Here is a 17832-nt window from a genome sequence, read left to right as displayed (position 1 = left end):
TAATTCCTGTCATCGGTGACAGGAATAGAAACTAGACCGAGTTTTTCGATTGAGCAAGAAGATTTTTTATAAGCTTATATCGTATTTAATCTATTGATTTATAAGAATAAAAATACAAAATCACCAAAATGTAGCGGTCTCTCACCATTTTGACGCACTTGACAGGTTCCCAATATGAGCAACATTTCTTATTGCAAATCAGACGCTTGAGACATTCCTCTTGACGGGGTCGGTCAATAAAAATAATTGTGGTGCACCAGATTGAGTCCTGACCATTCGGATAATTGGCGCGTTATTTAGCCTGAGTATCGCGGCAAGTACCGCAGGCACAATCGGAAAGCTGATTAACATCAGCGAGTTATATAAGCGGTGCGGGTTCAAGAGCGGTTGTCGGCACGGTTATTGAGTGCAGTGGCGGCTGGCCGGGCCCGTGATGTCATGTTGTTTACGAGGTACTCCGGCCACCCTGCGTTCAGCGCGGAGTGAGCAACAATAATTCGAAAAAACCGTGGAGCGGCCATGCAACAGAACAGATCGCAAGTCATTGAGCGCAACGGCCTGTACGAACTCGACGCCGGCCCCGACGTCCTCGACAGCCCTCGCTACAACCACGACATGGCACCGACCAAGGTGCACGAACGCACCTGGAACAAGTGGCACATCACCGCGCTGTGGGTCGGCATGTCGATCTGCGTGCCCACGTACACCCTGGGCGGTGTGCTCACCGCGTATTTCGGGTTGTCGGTGGGCGAGGCGTTGATGGCGATTTTGCTCGCCAATATCGTGGTGCTGATCCCGCTGACCCTCAACGCCTTCCCCGGCACCAAGTACGGCATTCCGTTTCCGGTGTTGCTGCGTTCGTCCTTCGGCATCCTCGGCTCTAACGTGCCGTGCCTGATCCGCGCGCTGGTGGCGTGCGGCTGGTTTGGTATCCAGACGATGTTTGGCGGGCTGGCGATTCACCTGTTCCTGGGCTCGATTTTCGAGGGGTGGAAGTCCCTCGGCGGCACTGGTGAAGTGATCGGCTTCATGATGTTCTGGTGCCTGAATTTATGGGTGGTGCTGCGCGGCGCCGAGTCGATCAAGCGCCTGGAAACCCTGTCGGCGCCGTTGCTGGTGGCGGTGGGCATTGGCCTGCTGGTGTGGGCGATGCCGAATGTGTCTCTCAGCGAACTGATGGCGATCCCGCCCAAGCGTCCGGAGGGCGCGAGCCTTACCGGTTACTTCATGGCCGGCCTGACCGCGATGGTGGGCTTCTGGGCCACCTTGTCGCTGAATATTCCCGACTTCAGCCGCTACGCCAAAAGCCAGAAGGACCAGATCCTCGGGCAGATCTTCGGCCTGCCACTGACCATGTTCCTGTTCGCCGCCCTCGGCGTGATCATGACCGCCGCGTCGGTGAAACTGGTGGGCGTCAGCGTGTCCGACCCGGTGACGCTGATCGGGCATATCCAGAGCCCTGTGTGGGTGGCCGTGGCCATGGCGCTGATCATCGTCGCCACCTTGTCCACCAACACCGCCGCGAACATCGTCTCGCCCACCAACGACTTCCAGAACATCGCGCCCAAGCTGATCAACCGCACCACGGCGGTGATCCTCACCGGGTTGGTGGGCTTGGCGTTGATGGGCCATGAACTGCTGAAAAAACTCGGCTTGATCGTCTCGGATGTGAGCCTGGAAACCGTGTATTCCAACTGGTTGCTGGGCTATTCGAGCCTGTTGGGGCCGATTGCCGGGATCATGGTGGTGGACTACTTCATCACCCGCAAACAACAACTGGACCTGGCCGGCCTGTACCGCGACGACGTGTACCCGGCGTGGAACTGGAGCGGTTTTATCGCCTTCGGTGTGCCGGTGGTGCTGACCTTGCTGTCCCTGGGCAGTGATGCGTTCAGCTGGTTCTATAGCTACGGCTGGTTTACCGGTTCGGCGTTGGGCGGGTTGTTGTATTACGGCCTGAATGCCAGGCGTGGAGCCAGCCCGGTGGTTGTCAATTCATAAGAAATACAAGCCTGAGGAGATCCCCATGAACGCTGCCCTTGACGTTCTGCAATCGCCCCACCAGCACATCAATCGCGACCGCTTGTGGCAGTCGTTGATGGACCTGGCCAAACTCGGTGCCACCCCCAAGGGCGGCGTGTGCCGCCTGGCGCTCACCGACCTCGACCGCAAGGCCCGCGACCTGTTTGTGCAATGGTGCGAAGACGCCGGTTGCACCGTGACCGTCGACGGCATCGGCAATATCTTCGCGCGCCGCCCTGGGCGTAATCCCGACCTGCCGCCGGTGATGACCGGCAGCCATATCGACACACAGCCTACGGGCGGCAAGTTCGATGGCTGTTTCGGTGTGCTGGCGGGGGTGGAGGTGCTGCGTACGCTCAATGACCTCAAGATCGAAACCGAAGCGCCCTTGGAAGTGGTGGTGTGGACCAACGAGGAAGGCTCGCGCTTCCCGCCGTGCATGATGGGCTCGGGGGTATTTGCCAAGAAATTCACCCTGGCGGATACCTTGGCCAAGGTCGATGCGGATGGGGTCAGCGTGGGTGACGCGCTGAATGCGATTGGCTACGCGGGAACCCGTCCCGAGTGTGGACACAAGGTCGGTGCGTATTTCGAGGCGCATATCGAACAAGGGCCGATTCTGGAGGATGAGAAAAAGACCATCGGCGTGGTGCTCGGCGCCCTCGGGCAGAAGTGGTTCGACCTGAAACTGCGCGGTGTCGAGGCCCATGCGGGGCCGACGCCGATGCACCTGCGCAAGGACGCCCTGGTAGGCGCGGCAGCGGTGGTGGCGGCGGTCAATGCGGCGGCGTTGGGGCATCAGCCCCATGCGTGCGGGACCGTCGGTTGCCTGCAGGCGTATCCCGGTTCACGCAACGTCATTCCGGGCGAAGTGCGCATGACTCTGGACTTCCGTCACTTGGAACCGGCGCGGTTGGATTCGATGATTGCCCAGGTGCGCCAGGTGATTGACGAGACCTGTGCCAAGCATGGGCTGAGTTTTGAAATGGAACCCACGGCTGACTTCCCGCCGCTGTACTTCGACAAAGGCTGTGTGGACGCCGTGCGCGATGCGGCCAATGGGCTGGGCTTGTCGAACATGGACATCGTCAGCGGGGCAGGGCACGACGCGATTTTCGTCGCCGAGTTGGGGCCGGCGGGGATGATCTTTGTGCCGTGTGAAGGGGGCATCAGCCACAACGAAATCGAGAACGCCGCCCCGGATGACCTGGCGGCGGGGTGTGCGGTGTTGTTGCGGGCCATGGTGGCCGCTTCAGCCGCCATCGCCAGCGGCAAACTCGCGGCTTGAAATGCGGGTAAAAAATGTAGGAGGGGGCTTGCTCCCGATAGCGGTGTATCAGTTACAGATAAGTTGACTGACCTACCGCAATCGGGAGCAAGCCCCCTCCCACATTTGAACTGTGTTTGACGTTAAACCCAGATGGCATCCCACAGTGGGTAGTCGCCAATCCGCTCGACCAGACCCGCTCGCAATGGATTAGCCACCACATACCGGGCCATTTTCACCAAGTCATCTTCCTTGCGCAGTGCCCGGTCATGAAAGCTTTCTTGCCAAAGCCGTCCTTTGCGACCACTCACAGCATTGACGGTCCTGGTGCTTTTTGACTTCACCTGGCACATCAAGTCCGCCAGCGAGCCTTTTTTCAGTTCAAGCAGCCAATGGAAATGGTCCGGCATGATGACCCATGCCAGGGAGTTGGCCAGCCCTTGGTACTGGGCTAACCGAAATTGCCAGACCACCAGGCGAGCGAGTTGGAAATTGTCGAATATCGGTATGCGTTCGTGGGTGTTGGTGGTGATGAGGTAGATGCGGTTGGGGTCGCTGAATCGACCGATGCGCAGGCGGTGTGAAGCGGGTAAATCTGCCATTCCCTGGCCCTCTCTAGATGTGCTTAGAGAGGCTAGATTGGAGAGCAAGAGGTTGATGGGCGGGCTTTTGGCAGGATGTGTCTGGACGGTCGCGATCGGGGGCAAGCCCCCTCCCACATTGGCTCAGCGGTGTTCATACATTGTGTGTCTGACGTGGGACCAGTGTGGGAGGGGGCTTGCTCCCGATGAGGCCGGAACTGACGCTGCCGAAACCTCATTGGACGTGGAAGTACCTTGTTTTGAGGCTGTGGTGTAAGGCATGTCTTACTCCTTTGTACGAAGTCTCTTTTGTTCTTCTCCTCGCTCATCATCTTGGCTATCTGGTGTTAGGTTCTGCCGCGCAAAAACCTAATGCAGAGGAAGCATGCAATGGCGAACCCTATACCCCCGCCTGGTGTATCGGTTGACGAAAATATGGCCACCGCTTTTCATAAAAAGAATGTACTGAAAGCCGGTTCAGCGTTTATGTACTCTTGGTTTTATACTCAGGTCCGCAATCGCGGCCCGTGGGACTACAAGCAAATTTCCAAAGAATATGAAGCGTTTGGAAATTTTCACTATGGTGCGGTGGGGATTGCGGCGGGTTTCAGCGAGGAAGTGCTTTTACGCGCAGCGGGACTTGCTCAAACCAGAGCGGGTACGGATAAACCCGAGTTTGGTCGTTGGTGGGGGGATGCGCCTTTCGGTGACGATCCAGTCGACCAATATTGGATCAAGAAAGGAATCAGCTATGCCAGGTTCAGGAACTACTAGAAAGTCGCTTTATTCAACGGTCACAACGATCTTGCTGGCGCTTTGCTTGGTGTATATCGCTGGTGATTGGCTGCTCTCGCCGGGCCGTCCGCAATTGACGGAGGTTGTACTCCGCGTGCCGATCAGTGATGACGCTTCGATCTATGGCGTCAAGGATGATCGCGGAGGGGCCACTGTGCCGTTCAGTTACCGATATTACGTTTACCGCACCTTGGGAACCGATAGTGAAATATTGGCTGTATTGAAAGATGCCAATCCGTTTCTAGTTACGCGTGACGGGGCGGTAAAAGTTGATGTCGAGAGCCGTTCGATTACGGTTTCGGTGTCGGGGGATGTATCCGACTATCACAGCAGCACCCTGTATCGGCATGCCAATGGTAGTGATTACACAGTGGTGAGTGTTTTTCTTAATAGTCGGCCAGAGGGCTGAAATGTGCGGTGGCTCAGTCAGTGGTGGTTGACTGAGCCACCGCCATCGGGGGCAAGCTCTCTCCTGCATTTAGCCTGAACTGTGCCTTGGGGCGATGTCAGGCGCCAGGTTGCCAGCCGCCGCCGAGTGCGGTCACGAGTCCTACACTGGCCTGCAACTGCCGCGTCTGCACCGCCTGCAATGTCCGCTGCGCCTGCAACGCTGCGGTCTGCGCGGTCACCACATCCAGGTAACTCACCGCCCCCGCCTGATAGCTGTTCATCGCCAATGATTGCGTATGCTGCGCCGCATCCGCCGCCGCCTGTTCATCCTGCGCTTCCTGCTGCAAATCCCGTAGTTGCGCCAAGTTATCTTCCACCTCGCGCACGGCCTTCAGCACCTGGCTACGGTACTGCGCCGACGCCTCTTCAAACTCGGCCTTGGCCTGGCGTTCATTGGCGCTCAAGCGGCCACCGTCGAAAATCGGCAGGTTCACCAACGGGCCCAGTGCCCAATACCGATTACCCGCCGACAGCAGATTGCCGACGCCCTGTGTCTGCCCGCCAATCAACCCGGTCAAGCTGAAGTCCGGATACCACGCCGCCTTGGCCACGCCGATATTTGCGTTGGCCGCAAACACCCGTCGCTCTGCCGCTGCAATATCCGGGCGACGTTGCAACAGGTGGCTTGGCAACTGCGACGGAATTCCCGGCAGGGCGATCAGTTGCTGGCCGGGCGGCAAGGTAAAGTCGCTGGCTGCCACACCCACCAACTCGCCGATGGCGTGCTCGGTGAGGTTGCGTTGCCCACGCACTTCATCCAATTGCGCCCTGGCCTGCGCCAGTTGATTTTGCGCACGGGTCAGGTCCAGCTCCGAGGCTATCTGGCCCTCGTAGCGGCTGCGGGTCAATTGCAATGCCTGGCTGAAATCATCCAGCGAGCGAGTGAGAATCCGGCTCTGTGCATCCAGCCCATTGAGCTGCACGTACAAGGTCGCCAACTGACGCTGCAAACTCAGGCGTGCCACCGCCAGGTCATCCCCGGACGCTTGCGCCTGGGCATCGCCGGCCGCGACCTGGTTGCGGATTTTGCCCCACAGGTCCAGGTCATAGCTCAACGAAAAGCCCGCGATGTTGCTGTTGTACACCGACGGTTGCGTATCCCCCCGCAACGGTCGCGAATCCGATTGCCGCTGGCGCAGCGGTTGCGCGCTGGCGCTGATCTGCGGGAACAGGCCTGCGTGCAGTTGGCTGGCATACGCCTGGGAAGCGTCGAAGTGCGCCAGCGCCGCCGCCAGGTCCGGGTTGGCCTTGAGCAGCTGCTGTTGCAGGTCATTCAGGCGCGAATCGTTGTAGAGCTTCCACCATTCGGGCGCCAGTTGGTCGGAGGGCTGGGCGCTGTGCCAGGGCCCATCGCTGGTCCGTTCGCGGTAGTTGGCCGGCAGGTCGATCGCCGGCACCTTGTAGGTCGGCGCCATCGAGCAACCCTGCAAGACCAGCAGCGTCAATGCGGCGAGCGGTTTAAGCCTTATGCGCATGCGCACCTCCGGAGGCATCGGCGAGTTGCACGGGATCACCTTCGCGCAGCGCATCGGGCGGGTTGTCGACGATGCGGTCGGCGGGTTTCAAGCCCTGGTCGATCACCAGGCGTTCGCCCAGGTCGAGGCCGATATGGATGGCCTGCAGGTGCACATGGTTCTGCCCGTCCAACACCGCCACCTGGGTGCCTTGGGCGCGGAAGATCAGGGCGCTGGCCGGGATGCTCACACCATGGGTATCGGCCGGAATCGGCAGGGTGGCCTCGGCATAATCACCGGGCAGCAGTTCGCCGTCGGGGTTGTCGGCGACGAACTGGGCGAGCAGGGTGCCGGAGCGGCGGTCGATGGCGGTGGAGTCACCGATCAGGCGCGCCTTGAAATGCTTGCCGGGGTGCTCGGGCACGGTCAGCTCGGCTTCAAGGCCCGGATGGATGACCGCTGCGTAGTTCTGCGGCACCGGTACATAGAGGCGCAATTGATGGGTGTCGGCAATGTTGAACAGTTCCGGATCGCTGTCGGTGTCGGCCTTGATCAGTTGGCCGATATCGGTGTTGCGCGCGGTGATGGTGCCGGCGAACGGGGCGCGAAGGGTCTTGTAGCTTTCCAGCGCCGACAGCCGGGCATAGTCGGCAGCGGCGGCCTCGGCGTTGGCCTTGGCGGCAGCGGCATTGGAGGTTTTTTCATCGGCCTCCTGGCGCGATACCGAATGGCTGGCCAGCAGGTTTTGCCAGCGCGTGGCGGTGGTTTCGGCCAGGCGTGCGTTGGCCTGTTCCTGCACCAGGCGTGCATGGGTCTGCGCCAACTGTTGATCAAGGTCGGGGCTGTCGATTTCCGCGAGGACTTGCCCGGCGTTGACGTGGCTGCCGATATCGACTTTCCAATCCTTCAGGTAACCGCTGACCCTGGCGTGGATCGGCGCCTTGCTCCAGGCTTCCAGGTGCGCCGGCAGGCGCAAGGTATCGCCGGCCACATTCTGCCTGGGCTGGAACACCATCACGTGCGGGATGGCGGCGGTCTCGGTCCAGGCCGTGACCGATTGTTCGTGCAGCGTACGGGCATGCAGGCCGTTGGCGACCAACAGGGCGGCCAGGGTCAGGCCGCCGACACCCATGAGCATCAGACGCTTGCGCGAGGGTTTGTGATCAGACGACATGTGGGGTTTCTCCTGCAACTGCGCGAGTAGGGTGACGACCGTGGACCAGGCTGAAGACCACGGGAACAAACAACAATGTGGCGAGGGTGGCGAAGATCAAACCGCCGATGACGGCGCGCCCGAGCGGGGCGTTCTGCTCCTCGGAAATCGCCAGGGGCAACATGCCGATGATCATCGCCAGGGCGGTCATGCACACTGGGCGGAAGCGCGTGTAACCGGCCTCCATTGCGGCTTTCAACGCATCACCATGTTCGGCCAGGCGCTCACGGCAGAAGCTCACCACCAGGATCGAGTTGGCCGTGGCGACGCCCATGCACAGGATGGCGCCGGTGAGTGCCGGCACCGACAAGGAGGTGCCGCTGAGGAACAGCATCCACACGATGCCTGCGAGCGCCGCCGGCAACGCGGTGATGATGACGAATGGGTCGGCCCACGACTGGAAGTTGACCACGATCAGCAGGTAGATCAGCACCACCGCACCCAGCAGGCCAAGGCTCAAGCCGCTGAAGGCTTCATGCAGCGCATCGATCTGTCCGTGCAGGCTGATCGTCGCGCCTTTGGGACGCAGATGCGCGGTGTCATCCAGCACCTTTTGCACGTCGCGGGCTACGCCGCCGAGGTCGCGGCCCTGCACGTTGGCGTACAGGTCCAGGGTCGGTTCGATGTTGTAGTGGGTCACCACCGCCGGGCTTTGCACGCGGGAGATGGTTGCCACGCCGCCGAGGATCTGCGACTGCCCATCGGCGCCGGTGACGGGCAGCGCTTCCAGTGACGGCAGGCTGTCGAGGCGGTATTGCGGGGTGGCGGCGACGATGGAATAGGACACGCCGTTGGCCGGGTTGAGCCAGAAGGTCGGCGCGGTCTGCGAACTGCCGGCCAGCGACGCCACCATGCTGTTGGTCACGTCCCGCTCGGTAATGCCCAGGCCGTTGGCGCGCATGCGGTCGACACTCACCTGCAGCGACGGGTAGCCGGTGGACTGCTGGATGCGCAGGTCGGCGATACCAGGCACGTGTTGCAGGCGACGTTCCAACTCGACGGCATAGGCGCGGTTTTCTGCATCGCTGCGCCCGGAGATTTTCACGTCCAGCGGCGCCGGCGCACCGAAGTTGAGGATCTGGCTGCTGATGTCCGCCGGCAGGAACGCAAAGTGGCTGCCAGGGAAACTTTGCGGCAGCGCTTCACGCAGTTTTTTCACGTAGTCGGCGGTGGGCGCATGGTCCTTTTTCAGGCTGACCTGGATGTCGCCATCCTGCGGGCCGATGGTGCCGCTGCTGCTGTAGGCCATGTCGATGCCGCTGAGCGGAATGCCAATGTTATCGACGATGGTGTCCAGCTCTTCGGCGGGGATCACTTCACGGATCCGCGCTTCGATGCGGTCGAAGGCGGCGGCGCTTTCTTCGATGCGCGTGCCCAGCGGCAGGCGCACATGCAGGGCCAGCGCACCGGCATCCGTCGCCGGGAAAAAGTCCTGGCCCAGGCTGGGCAACAGCAGGAATGAGGCGAGCACACAGGCCAGGAAACCGACGATAAAACCCTTGCGATTGCCCAGGGCCAAGGTCAGCAGGCCGTGGTAGGTGTCGCGGATATTCGAGAAGTGACGCTCGAAACCCTGCTGGAAATTCAGCACCGCTTGCAGTCCGGCATTGCGCGGTTTCGGGTGCTGCTCGCCCTCATGGTGGTTGATGAATGCATCTTCGGGATGGTGCCCCACGCCTGGCTCCGGCGTGTGCGGCTTGAGCAGGAACATCGCCAGCGTCGGCACCAGGGTGCGCGAAAGAATGAATGAGCTGGCCATGGCGAAGATCACCGCCAGCGCCATCGGCCGGAACAGATAACCGGCGATGCCTTGCAGCAGGAACATCGGCACGAACACGATGCAGATGCACAGCAGCGAGACGAACGCCGGGCCGACAATTTGCGCGGCGCCGTCGAGGATCGCGGTCTTCACCGCCTTGCCTTGTTCCAGGTGCCAGTTGATGTTTTCGATGGTCACCGTGGCGTCGTCCACCAGGATCCCCACCGCCAACGCCAGCCCGCCGAGGGTCATGACGTTGAGGGTCTGCCCGCTGACCGCCAGCAACGCAATGGCCGACAGCACCGCCAGGGGAATTGACGCCGCGATAATGATCGTGGAGCGCCAGCTGCCGAGGAACAGCAGGATCATCGCACTGGTCAGCAGCGCGGCGATGATGCCTTCCTGGGCCACGCTGCCCACCGATTGCTTGACGAATACCGAGGCGTCGCCCAGCAACGAGGTCTTCAATGACGGCGGCAGGGTTTCGTTGATGCGCGGCAGCATCTGGCGGATACCGTCGATGATCGACAGGGTGGAAATGCTGCCGTTTTTCAACGCCGGCATCAGCACCGCTCGATGGCCGTCGACGCGCACGATGTTGGTCTGCGGCGGCGAACCGTCGCGCACGTGGGCGACCTGGCCGATGGTGATCAGCGCGCCGTCGACGGTCTTGATCGGCAGGTCGTTGAGCTCATCGATGGCCTTGGGGCTGTTGTTGAGCAGGATCGTGTATTCATTGGGGCCGAGTTTGGCGGTGCCCACCGGGATGATCTGGTTCTGCAGCGCCAGGGCATTGCCCACATCCTGGGCCGACAAGCCTTTGGCCGCCAACGCCTGGGGGTCGAGGTCGAGGGTGATCTGCCGCTGCTTGCCACCCATCGGCGTGGGCATGGCCAGGCCGGGCAGGGCGCTGAGGGGCAGGCGGATATTGTTCTGCACCAGGTCGCGAATTTTGGCTTCCGACAGCGTGGGGCTGGAGAACGCCATTTGCAGGATCGGCACCGTGGAGGCGCTGTAGTTGAGGATCAGCGGCGGCGTGATGCCCGGTGGCATCTGCTTGAGCACGGTTTGTGACACGGCGGTCACTTGGGCGTTGGCGGTGCGGATGTCGACGCCGGGCTGGAAGAAAATCTTCACGATGCCCATGCCGGGCAGGGATTGCGATTCAATATGTTCGATGTCGTTGACGGTGGTACTCAGGGAGCGTTCATAGGTGTAGATCACCCGGCCGGCCATGGCGTCCGGTGACAGGCCGTTGTACTGCCAGACCACAGCGACCACAGGGATGCCGATATCGGGAAACACGTCGGTGGGGGTTCGCAGGGCCGCCATCGGCCCGATGATGCAGATGAATATGGCCAACACGATAAACGTGTACGGCTTTTGCAGTGCGGTCTTTACCAGCCCGAGCATGCGTGAACCTCCGAGGGAGCAGGATTGCAAACCCCGGCAGTCTTGCCCGACCCACCTAACACGCGCCTTTCAGCCAGGTGAAGGAACATTTAGGTAAGGGCTGAAGATCGTTTCATATGGATTCATTTGTTCTACAGGGCGTGGCTGCCCAAGCTTGCATCCCATCGGACGACTTGTCTTTTAACTGATGTTCTTTGGAGCCCTGCCATGTCACTCAAACCTTTATTGTTGATCCCCGCCCTGGGGGCTGTTTTGTTGTTGTCGGCCTGTGCCGGCCCGATTCCCAAGGCGGACCCCAGCGAAGCCTGGATCGGCTTGAAAGAAGAAGCGCCGAACGACCTGATGGCCGAACGTGTGGACGGCAAGCGTGTCGACGACGGGCGCTTTTTCGAGGTGACCCCCGGGGATCACCGCCTGGACGTGACGTTGTTCGAGGAAGAGGCAGGCGACGACAACCAGCAGGACTGCCAGGGTCGGGTCGAGTACAAGGATTTCAAGGCGGGTGAGCATTACACCCTGGTGGAGTCGAGCCTGGGCACCACCGTGCGCGCATCCCTGATGGACGGGCACGGCAAGGAAGTCGCAGCGACTCAGGATTTCAATTGCATGCCTGGCTAGGCGTGGTGCACCGCCGCTCTATGGGGCTTGGCGGGTGCCGCAGGTTTGACGTGGGGGTGATGGTGCCGGCGAGTAATGCGCAACACCCCCCACAACATGGCGCCGGCTACCGCCAGCCAACCGCAGATCAACAGGAAAATCGTTGTTGCAAGGCTCATTTTGGCCTCCTTTCGCCCCGCAGGGGGCACACACAGTCTTCTCAATGGACAGTCTAGCTACCCGGCGGTTGCCTGCTATTGACCAATGGTCGTGTTCGTCCAACTTGTTTGCTCTATCCGCGACGCTTTACTGAGCCTGTGGGCTATACCCGCGTGGCAGAGCGTCCTATGATCAGGGCCCTCACCGGCAGTTGATCAAGAGAGTAAAAAATTGCGGTTACGGTCGAACCTTAAAACATCCTTGTTGCTGGCCTGTGCCCTGGGGCTCGCGGCCTGTTCCGGGCAGCCGTCGAAACTTCCGGGCCTGCCGGAACGTGTCGAACTCAATGGTGTGCCGACCTTTCGCAGCGAGGCTTATCAGAGTGGTCCTACAGCGTTAGCCAGCATGCTGTCGCAACAAGGCATTGTGATGACACCGGGCTTGTTGGATAAACCGTTGCATTTGCCGGGCGGGGAAGCGGACCTGGAGCGCAACATGCAGGTGCTGGCCCGTGAGTACGGGCTGATGGTGTACCCGCTGGATGCCAAGCTGACCGCGGTACTGGCGCAGGTGGCGGCGGGTTACCCGGTGATGGCGCGGATTGGCGGCGGCCTGTTGTCTGACGCGCGCTACGTGGTCGTGGTGGGTTTCAACCAGCAGAAAAGCACGGTGCTGTTGCGTTCAGGCATGGACCGACGCCTGCTGATGAGCTTCAGCGACTTTGAGTCGAAGTGGAGCAGTGCCGGGCACTGGGCAATCCTCACTCAGCGCCCGAGCCAGTTGCCGGCCAATGTGGATGCGCAGCGCTGGCGGGACTCGGCGAACGCAACGGCCCAGGCCGGGCAGGAGCGGGCGGCGGCGCAGGCGCTCAAGGTGTTGGCGGAACACAAATAAAATGGGAGGGGCGAGCCCCACCTAAATGAGTTCTCGGTGTTCCTTAGCGGCGGACTTCGGCGGCATTCGCGCGGTTCTTCAGGTTCTTATCAGCCTTGTAGCGCAGAGCGACGTCCGGCACCGAGCCGCCCTTGCCGGTCTCGACCCAGTTACGGATACGGCTGGCATCGGCAAAGTGGGTGAATTTGCCGAAAGCATCCAGGATCACCAGCGACACCGGACGATTACCCATGCGGGTGACCAGCACCAGGCAATGACCGGCCTGGTTGGTGAAACCGGTCTTGGTCAGCTTGATATCCCAGTTGGCGCGGTTGATCAGGTGGTCGGTATTGGAGAACCCCAGGGTGTAGTTGGGCTTGCGGAACGCTACGGTCTTTTCCTTGGTGGTGCTCAACTGGCTCAGCATCGGAAATTTTTGCGCGTAGGCCAGCAGCTTGCTCAAGTCGCGGGCGGTGGACACGTTGTGGATCGACAGGCCGGTGGGCTCGACATAATGGGTGCTGGTCATGCCCAGGGCCTTGGCCTTGGCGTTCATCGCGGCAATAAAGGCCGCGTAGCCGCCCGGATAGTGGTGCGCCAGGCTCGCGGCGGCGCGGTTTTCCGAGGACATCAGGGCAATCAGCAACATCTCCTTGCGCGGCATCTGGCTGCCGATCTTCACGCGGGAGAACACGCCTTTCATCTCCGGCGTGTCGGTGATGTTGATGTCGATGTACTCGTCCATGTTCTGCTTGGCTTCAAGCACGATCAGGCCCGTCATCAGTTTGCTCACCGAGGCGATAGGCACCACCACGTCGGGGTTGCTGGCGTAGATGACCTTGTTGGTTTGCAGGTCCACCAGCATGGCGCTGCCGGAAGCGATCTGCAGTTTGGATGGATCCCGCGGCGCCAGGGCGGAGTCGGCAGCGTGTGCAAAGGTGCCGGTGAAAGCAAAAAATAGGCTGACAATGGAAAGACGAATTTTCACGCGGATGAACTCGCTAAAAAAGTAAGAAATACCGTTGGGAAACGGGTTCTGTGACAAATGGCGTTACATTTTAGGAGTATGGACGACAGACTGTCGAATGTTCTTCTAAAACCAGACGAAAGTGCTTAAAAACTAAGAAAAAACAGGTTTTCTTCCGGGCGATAAAAAGCCCTGCGATAAGGCAGGGCTTTTTCAGTACGACTGGTTATTAACCGTGCAGGGTTTCTGCGGCGTACAGGGTATTTTCCAGCAGGCAGGCACGGGTCATCGGGCCAACGCCACCCGGCACCGGGGTGATCCAGCCAGCGCGGGGCAGGGCGGTTTCATACACCACGTCGCCGACCAGCTTGCCGTCTTCCTGGCGGTTGATGCCCACGTCGATGACGATGGCGCCTTCCTTGATCCATTCGCCCTTGACCAGGCCCGGCTTACCGGCGGCCACGACGACCAGGTCGGCACGGCCAACGTGGCCTGCGAGGTCCTTGGTGAAACGGTGGGTCACGGTGACGGTGCAACCGGCCAGCAGCAACTCCATGGCCATGGGGCGGCCCACGATGTTGGACGCGCCGACGATGACGGCATCGAGGCCGTACAGGTCGACACCGGTGCTTTCCAGCAGGGTCATGATGCCTTTGGGCGTGCACGGGCGCAGCAGCGGGATACGCTGGGCCAGGCGGCCGACGTTATAGGGATGGAAACCGTCGACGTCTTTGTCAGGGCGGATGCGCTCGAGCAACTTGGACGCGTCCAGGTGCGCGGGCAATGGCAATTGCAGGAGGATGCCGTCCATCGCCGGGTCGTCGTTGAGGCTGTCGATCAGGTCGGTCAGGGCCTGCTGGGTGGTGTCGGCAGGCAGGTCGTAGGCCTTGGAAAGAAAGCCGACCTCTTCACAGTCTTTACGCTTGTGCGAGACATAAACCTGAGAGGCAGGATCGCTGCCGACCAGGATCACCGCGAGGCCAGGCGTGCGCAAGCCTTGCTGGCTGCGCTCGGTGACTCGTTTGGCGATCTGCTGGCGCAGGCTGGCGGCGATTGATTTGCCGTCGATAAGTTGTGCAGTCATTACGCGTGATTAACCATCGAGAGGGGGAGGAAAAGTGCGCGCATTCTCGCACGCCACGGCGTGAGGGCAAAGGCGCTTGGTCCGCAAATTGGCCTAACCCCTTAAATAAAATGAATTTTTTTCAAAAAAGATTTGACGGGTTTCCAGGCCCTCTATACTATTCGTCGCACTTGTCGGGCACAGCCTAGCACTGGTTAAGAAGGTCGAGCAGAATCGTTGTTCTGCAAGGCTGGAAGCACTTAGTTTGTAATCCTCCAAGAGTACAGATTAATAAGGCGCCCGTAGCTCAGCTGGATAGAGCATCCGCCTTCTAAGCGGATGGTCGCAGGTTCGAGTCCTGCCGGGTGCGCCATTAGGCAGCTTTGGCACAAGTAGCGCTATATGGTGGGCGTAGCTCAGTTGGTAGAGCACGGGATTGTGACTCCCGTTGTCGAGGGTTCGATCCCCTTCGTCCACCCCATATTTTGAAAGGCGCCAGATTAACCGTCTGGCGCCTTTGCTTTAAGAGCTTCAAGCGCGGATGTGGTGGAATTGGTAGACACACTGGATTTAGGTTCCAGCGCCGCAAGGCGTAAGAGTTCGAGTCTCTTCATCCGCACCAATAAAGCTTTACTCGGTCTATACGCAGGGTAGGGCTCGACAAAGAAGTGGTTTGGTTTCTTTGTTAACGCAATATGGTGGGCGTAGCTCAGTTGGTAGAGCACGGGATTGTGACTCCCGTTGTCGAGGGTTCGATCCCCTTCGTCCACCCCATATTCGAAAGGCGCCAGATTTAACAGTCTGGCGCCTTTTTTGGTTTTGGCGGTTCGGATTGTCGTGGCCGCAGGTTCTGGGTCGCGATGGCGGTGCGTTTCATCGTATTTATGTGTCTCGATGATACTGCGTTGTTATCTGCCCTCACTGCGGGGTGGGCGTCAGGGAGATGAGCGACGACCCCTTCTATATATAGAAGGGGCGGCGCAGAGCCCTGGCGTGATTGGCTTTATTTGTCACCGGGGCGGGGCGCGACAGTGCCTTCGTATCGATAAATTGCCGGCTGTTTACGGGCGTATTTCCAGTAGGGTGACTTCTTGAGTTTGACCCACTAGAATGCATGCCCTTGATTGGGGTCGGAAATGGCCGGCTAACGTCTGTGCAACGAGGAATATCCATGCAAGTTTCTGTTGAAAATACTACTGCTCTCGAGCGCCGCATGAGCATCACCGTGCCGGCTGAGCGCATCGAGACTGCGGTCAACAAGCGTCTGCAGCAGACTGCCCAAAAGGCCAAGATCGCTGGTTTCCGTCCAGGCAAAGTGCCAATGAGCGAAATCAAGCGCCGTTTTGGTGCTGATGCACGCAATGAAGCCGTCGGTGACGTGATCCAGGCTTCTTTCTACGAAGCAGTGGTTGAGCAAAAGCTGAACCCGGCTGGTTCGCCTTCGATCGAACCCAAGTCCCTGGAAGCGGGCAAGGACCTGGAATACGTTGCCGTATTCGAAGTGTTCCCCGAGTTCGAAGTGGCCGGTTTCGACGGTATCGCTATCGAGCGCCTGAGCGCCGAAGTGGCTGATTCGGACCTGGACAACATGCTGGAAATCCTGCGCAAGCAGAACACCCGTTTCGAAGTGGTCGACCGTGCTGCCCAGAACGAAGACCAGTTGAACATCGATTTCGTTGGCAAGGTTGACGGCGAAGCATTCGCTGGCGGCTCCGCCAAGGGTACTCAGCTGGTGCTGGGTTCCAACCGCATGATTCCTGGCTTCGAAGACGGCCTGGTTGGCGCCAAGGCTGGCGAAGAGCGGGTCCTGAACCTGGAATTCCCTGCTGACTACCAGAACCTGGACCTGGCTGGCAAAGCCGCCGAGTTCACCGTGACCGTCAACAGCGTTTCCGAGCCTAAGCTGCCAGAGCTGAACGAAGAATTCTTCAATCAGTTCGGCATCAAGGAAACCGGTATCGAAGGCTTCCGCACCGAAGTTCGCAAGAACATGGAGCGCGAGCTGCGCCAGGCTATCAAGTCCAAGGTCAAGAACCAGGTCATGGACGGTCTGCTGGCCTCCAACCCGATCGAAGTGCCTAAGGCCCTACTGTCCAACGAAGTGGATCGCCTGCGCGTACAGGCTGTCCAGCAGTTCGGCGGCAACATCAAGCCAGACCAGCTGCCGGCCGAGCTGTTCGAAGAGCAAGCCAAGCGCCGTGTGGTGCTGGGTCTGATCGTGGCTGAAGTGGTCAAGCAGTTCGACCTCAAGCCTGACGAAGATCGCGTCCGCGAAATGATCCAGGAAATGGCTTCGGCCTACCAGGAGCCTGAGCAGGTCGTGGCCTGGTACTACAAGAACGACCAGCAGCTGAACGAAGTACGTTCGGTTGTGCTGGAAGAACAAGTTGTGGATACTGTTCTGCAGAAGGCTAAGGTGACCGATAAAGCGGTCTCTTACGAAGAAGCAGTCAAGCCGGCGGAAGCAGCACAAGCCGACTGATTGTCCAACTCGTTGGAAATTCAACCATAAGCCAGCCTCGCGCTGGCTTATGCGTTTTCAAGACATGACTATTTGGGAGTAACTGCAGAGCATGTTCCGTAATTCCTATATTCAGCAGAACTCTGATATCCAGGCCGCAGGCGGCCTGGTCCCGATGGTTGTCGAGCAGTCCGCTCGTGGTGAACGCGCCTACGACATCTACTCGCGCCTGCTCAAGGAGCGAGTGATCTTTCTGGTGGGCCCGGTAGAGGACTACATGGCCAACCTGATCTGTGCGCAACTGCTGTTCCTTGAAGCGGAAAACCCGGACAAGGACATCCATCTCTACATCAACTCGCCGGGCGGTTCGGTGACAGCGGGCATGTCGATCTACGACACCATGCAGTTCATCAAGCCGAACGTATCGACTACCTGCATTGGCCAGGCCTGCAGCATGGGCGCGTTCCTGCTGACCGCAGGTGCCGAGGGCAAGCGTTACTGCCTGCCGAACTCGCGCGTGATGATTCACCAGCCACTGGGCGGTTTCCAGGGCCAGGCGTCGGACATCGAAATCCACGCCAAGGAAATCCTCTTCATCCGCGAACGTCTCAACACGCTGATGGCCAAGCACAGCGGGCACACCCTGGAAGAAATCGAGCGCGACACCAACCGTGACAACTTCATGAGCGCCGAAGCCGCACGTGAATATGGGTTGATCGACGCAGTGATCGAAAAGCGCCCCGCTTAATATAAGCCGC

The 17832-nt window shown here is 59.8% G+C and carries 15 protein-coding genes and 4 tRNA genes; 12 read left to right on the top strand and 7 right to left on the bottom strand.

Annotation, left to right across the window (positions count from 1 at the left end):
- Positions 1-519: 519 nt before the first annotated feature.
- Both BFP99_RS24305 and BFP99_RS24300 read left to right on the top strand, forming a co-directional pair.
- Positions 520-2001 (top strand): NCS1 family nucleobase:cation symporter-1, encoded by a 1482-nt coding sequence (locus tag BFP99_RS24305; RefSeq protein WP_065948399.1) that lies wholly within the window; start codon positions 520-522, stop codon positions 1999-2001.
- A gap of 25 nt (positions 2002-2026) precedes the next feature.
- A complete protein-coding gene (locus tag BFP99_RS24300; protein WP_065927015.1) occupies positions 2027-3310 on the top strand; it encodes a Zn-dependent hydrolase in 1284 nt (427 codons plus the stop codon).
- A 122-nt stretch (positions 3311-3432) separates the two neighbouring features.
- On the opposite strand, the gene BFP99_RS24295 is transcribed toward BFP99_RS24300, so the two are convergent.
- Positions 3433-3891, bottom strand: coding sequence for an REP-associated tyrosine transposase (locus BFP99_RS24295; RefSeq protein ID WP_053138490.1), 459 nt, complete (start codon positions 3889-3891; stop codon positions 3433-3435).
- Between the two features lie 369 nt (positions 3892-4260).
- Between BFP99_RS24295 and BFP99_RS24290 the strand changes: the two genes are divergently transcribed.
- A complete protein-coding gene (locus tag BFP99_RS24290; protein WP_065927017.1) occupies positions 4261-4644 on the top strand; it encodes a polymorphic toxin type 44 domain-containing protein in 384 nt (127 codons plus the stop codon).
- Positions 4622-5074 carry a hypothetical protein gene (locus BFP99_RS32410; RefSeq protein ID WP_074847219.1) on the top strand — a complete coding sequence of 151 codons (453 nt, stop codon included), beginning with the start codon at positions 4622-4624 and terminating at the stop codon, positions 5072-5074. The genes BFP99_RS24290 and BFP99_RS32410 overlap by 23 nt, the downstream gene beginning before the upstream one ends.
- Before the next feature lie 97 nt (positions 5075-5171).
- On the opposite strand, the gene BFP99_RS24285 is transcribed toward BFP99_RS32410, so the two are convergent.
- The 3 genes from BFP99_RS24285 to BFP99_RS24275 are packed head-to-tail and all read right to left on the bottom strand — an operon-like array spanning position 5172 to position 10954.
- Positions 5172-6590: an efflux transporter outer membrane subunit gene (locus BFP99_RS24285; protein WP_065948398.1), complete on the bottom strand. Its 1419-nt coding sequence runs from the start codon at positions 6588-6590 to the stop codon at positions 5172-5174.
- On the bottom strand, positions 6574-7743 hold the full coding sequence (locus tag BFP99_RS24280; protein WP_065927019.1) for an efflux RND transporter periplasmic adaptor subunit: 1170 nt from the start codon (positions 7741-7743) through the stop codon (positions 6574-6576). The genes BFP99_RS24285 and BFP99_RS24280 overlap by 17 nt, the downstream gene beginning before the upstream one ends.
- The gene (locus BFP99_RS24275) at positions 7733-10954 is read right to left on the bottom strand and encodes an efflux RND transporter permease subunit (RefSeq protein ID WP_065948397.1); all 3222 of its coding nucleotides are present in this window, start codon (positions 10952-10954) and stop codon (positions 7733-7735) included. The genes BFP99_RS24280 and BFP99_RS24275 overlap by 11 nt, the downstream gene beginning before the upstream one ends.
- Before the next feature lie 207 nt (positions 10955-11161).
- On the opposite strand from BFP99_RS24275, the gene BFP99_RS24270 reads away from it, so the two are divergent.
- Complete coding sequence (locus BFP99_RS24270) at positions 11162-11572, top strand: PA0061/PA0062 family lipoprotein (protein WP_065927021.1); 411 nt, start codon at positions 11162-11164, stop codon at positions 11570-11572.
- Here BFP99_RS24270 and BFP99_RS33360 read toward each other — a convergent pair.
- Entirely contained in the window at positions 11569-11730 is a 162-nt protein-coding gene (locus BFP99_RS33360; protein ID WP_162844269.1) for a hypothetical protein, read from the bottom strand. The genes BFP99_RS24270 and BFP99_RS33360 overlap by 4 nt on opposite strands.
- Positions 11731-11941: 211 nt before the next feature.
- Here BFP99_RS33360 and BFP99_RS24265 point away from each other — a divergent pair, with 211 nt between their 5' ends.
- Positions 11942-12604 carry a peptidase C39 family protein gene (locus BFP99_RS24265; protein ID WP_065948396.1) on the top strand — a complete coding sequence of 221 codons (663 nt, stop codon included), beginning with the start codon at positions 11942-11944 and terminating at the stop codon, positions 12602-12604.
- A 43-nt stretch (positions 12605-12647) separates the two neighbouring features.
- Here BFP99_RS24265 and pbpG read toward each other — a convergent pair whose 3' ends face one another.
- Positions 12648-13571 (bottom strand): D-alanyl-D-alanine endopeptidase, encoded by a 924-nt coding sequence (gene pbpG, locus BFP99_RS24260; protein ID WP_065927030.1) that lies wholly within the window; start codon positions 13569-13571, stop codon positions 12648-12650.
- A gap of 208 nt (positions 13572-13779) precedes the next feature.
- Positions 13780-14634 carry a bifunctional methylenetetrahydrofolate dehydrogenase/methenyltetrahydrofolate cyclohydrolase FolD gene (gene folD, locus BFP99_RS24255; RefSeq protein ID WP_065927023.1) on the bottom strand — a complete coding sequence of 285 codons (855 nt, stop codon included), beginning with the start codon at positions 14632-14634 and terminating at the stop codon, positions 13780-13782.
- 275 nt (positions 14635-14909) lie between these two features.
- Here folD and BFP99_RS24250 point away from each other — a divergent pair.
- The 6 genes from BFP99_RS24250 (at position 14910) to clpP (ending at position 17822) form a co-directional block, all read left to right on the top strand.
- A tRNA-Arg gene (locus BFP99_RS24250) sits at positions 14910-14986 on the top strand.
- Positions 14987-15018: 32 nt separating this feature from the next.
- A tRNA-His gene (locus BFP99_RS24245) sits at positions 15019-15094 on the top strand.
- Between the two features lie 56 nt (positions 15095-15150).
- Positions 15151-15235, top strand: a tRNA-Leu gene (locus BFP99_RS24240).
- A 76-nt stretch (positions 15236-15311) separates the two neighbouring features.
- Positions 15312-15387: transfer RNA gene (locus tag BFP99_RS24235), tRNA-His, on the top strand.
- 397 nt (positions 15388-15784) lie between these two features.
- Positions 15785-17095: a trigger factor gene (gene tig / locus BFP99_RS24230; protein WP_027606242.1), complete on the top strand. Its 1311-nt coding sequence runs from the start codon at positions 15785-15787 to the stop codon at positions 17093-17095.
- Between the two features lie 91 nt (positions 17096-17186).
- Positions 17187-17822, top strand: a complete 636-nt coding sequence (clpP, locus tag BFP99_RS24225; RefSeq protein ID WP_003174822.1) for an ATP-dependent Clp endopeptidase proteolytic subunit ClpP — start codon at positions 17187-17189, stop codon at positions 17820-17822.
- Positions 17823-17832 lie beyond the last annotated feature (10 nt).

It is taken from the genome of Pseudomonas sp. 1 R 17 (assembly GCF_900067035.1).
GTDB lineage: Bacteria > Pseudomonadota > Gammaproteobacteria > Pseudomonadales > Pseudomonadaceae > Aquipseudomonas > Aquipseudomonas marginalis.
This window is presented reverse-complemented; position numbering and strand designations above follow the sequence as displayed.

Bases quoted from the DNA above. Each gene is read 5' to 3' on its own strand.
- BFP99_RS24305 (WP_065948399.1), top strand. From the start codon at position 520: ATGCAACAGAACAGATCGCAAGTCATTGAGCGCAACGGCCTGTACGAA.
- BFP99_RS33360 (WP_162844269.1), bottom strand. From the start codon at position 11,730: ATGAGCCTTGCAACAACGATTTTCCTGTTGATCTGCGGTTGGCTGGCG.
- tig (WP_027606242.1), top strand. From the start codon at position 15,785: ATGCAAGTTTCTGTTGAAAATACTACTGCTCTCGAGCGCCGCATGAGC.
- BFP99_RS24295 (WP_053138490.1), bottom strand. From the start codon at position 3,891: ATGGCAGATTTACCCGCTTCACACCGCCTGCGCATCGGTCGATTCAGC.
- BFP99_RS32410 (WP_074847219.1), top strand. From the start codon at position 4,622: ATGCCAGGTTCAGGAACTACTAGAAAGTCGCTTTATTCAACGGTCACA.
- folD (WP_065927023.1), bottom strand. From the start codon at position 14,634: ATGACTGCACAACTTATCGACGGCAAATCAATCGCCGCCAGCCTGCGC.
- BFP99_RS24300 (WP_065927015.1), top strand. From the start codon at position 2,027: ATGAACGCTGCCCTTGACGTTCTGCAATCGCCCCACCAGCACATCAAT.
- BFP99_RS24285 (WP_065948398.1), bottom strand. From the start codon at position 6,590: ATGCGCATAAGGCTTAAACCGCTCGCCGCATTGACGCTGCTGGTCTTG.
- BFP99_RS24280 (WP_065927019.1), bottom strand. From the start codon at position 7,743: ATGTCGTCTGATCACAAACCCTCGCGCAAGCGTCTGATGCTCATGGGT.
- BFP99_RS24290 (WP_065927017.1), top strand. From the start codon at position 4,261: ATGGCGAACCCTATACCCCCGCCTGGTGTATCGGTTGACGAAAATATG.
- BFP99_RS24275 (WP_065948397.1), bottom strand. From the start codon at position 10,954: ATGCTCGGGCTGGTAAAGACCGCACTGCAAAAGCCGTACACGTTTATC.
- BFP99_RS24270 (WP_065927021.1), top strand. From the start codon at position 11,162: ATGTCACTCAAACCTTTATTGTTGATCCCCGCCCTGGGGGCTGTTTTG.
- clpP (WP_003174822.1), top strand. From the start codon at position 17,187: ATGTTCCGTAATTCCTATATTCAGCAGAACTCTGATATCCAGGCCGCA.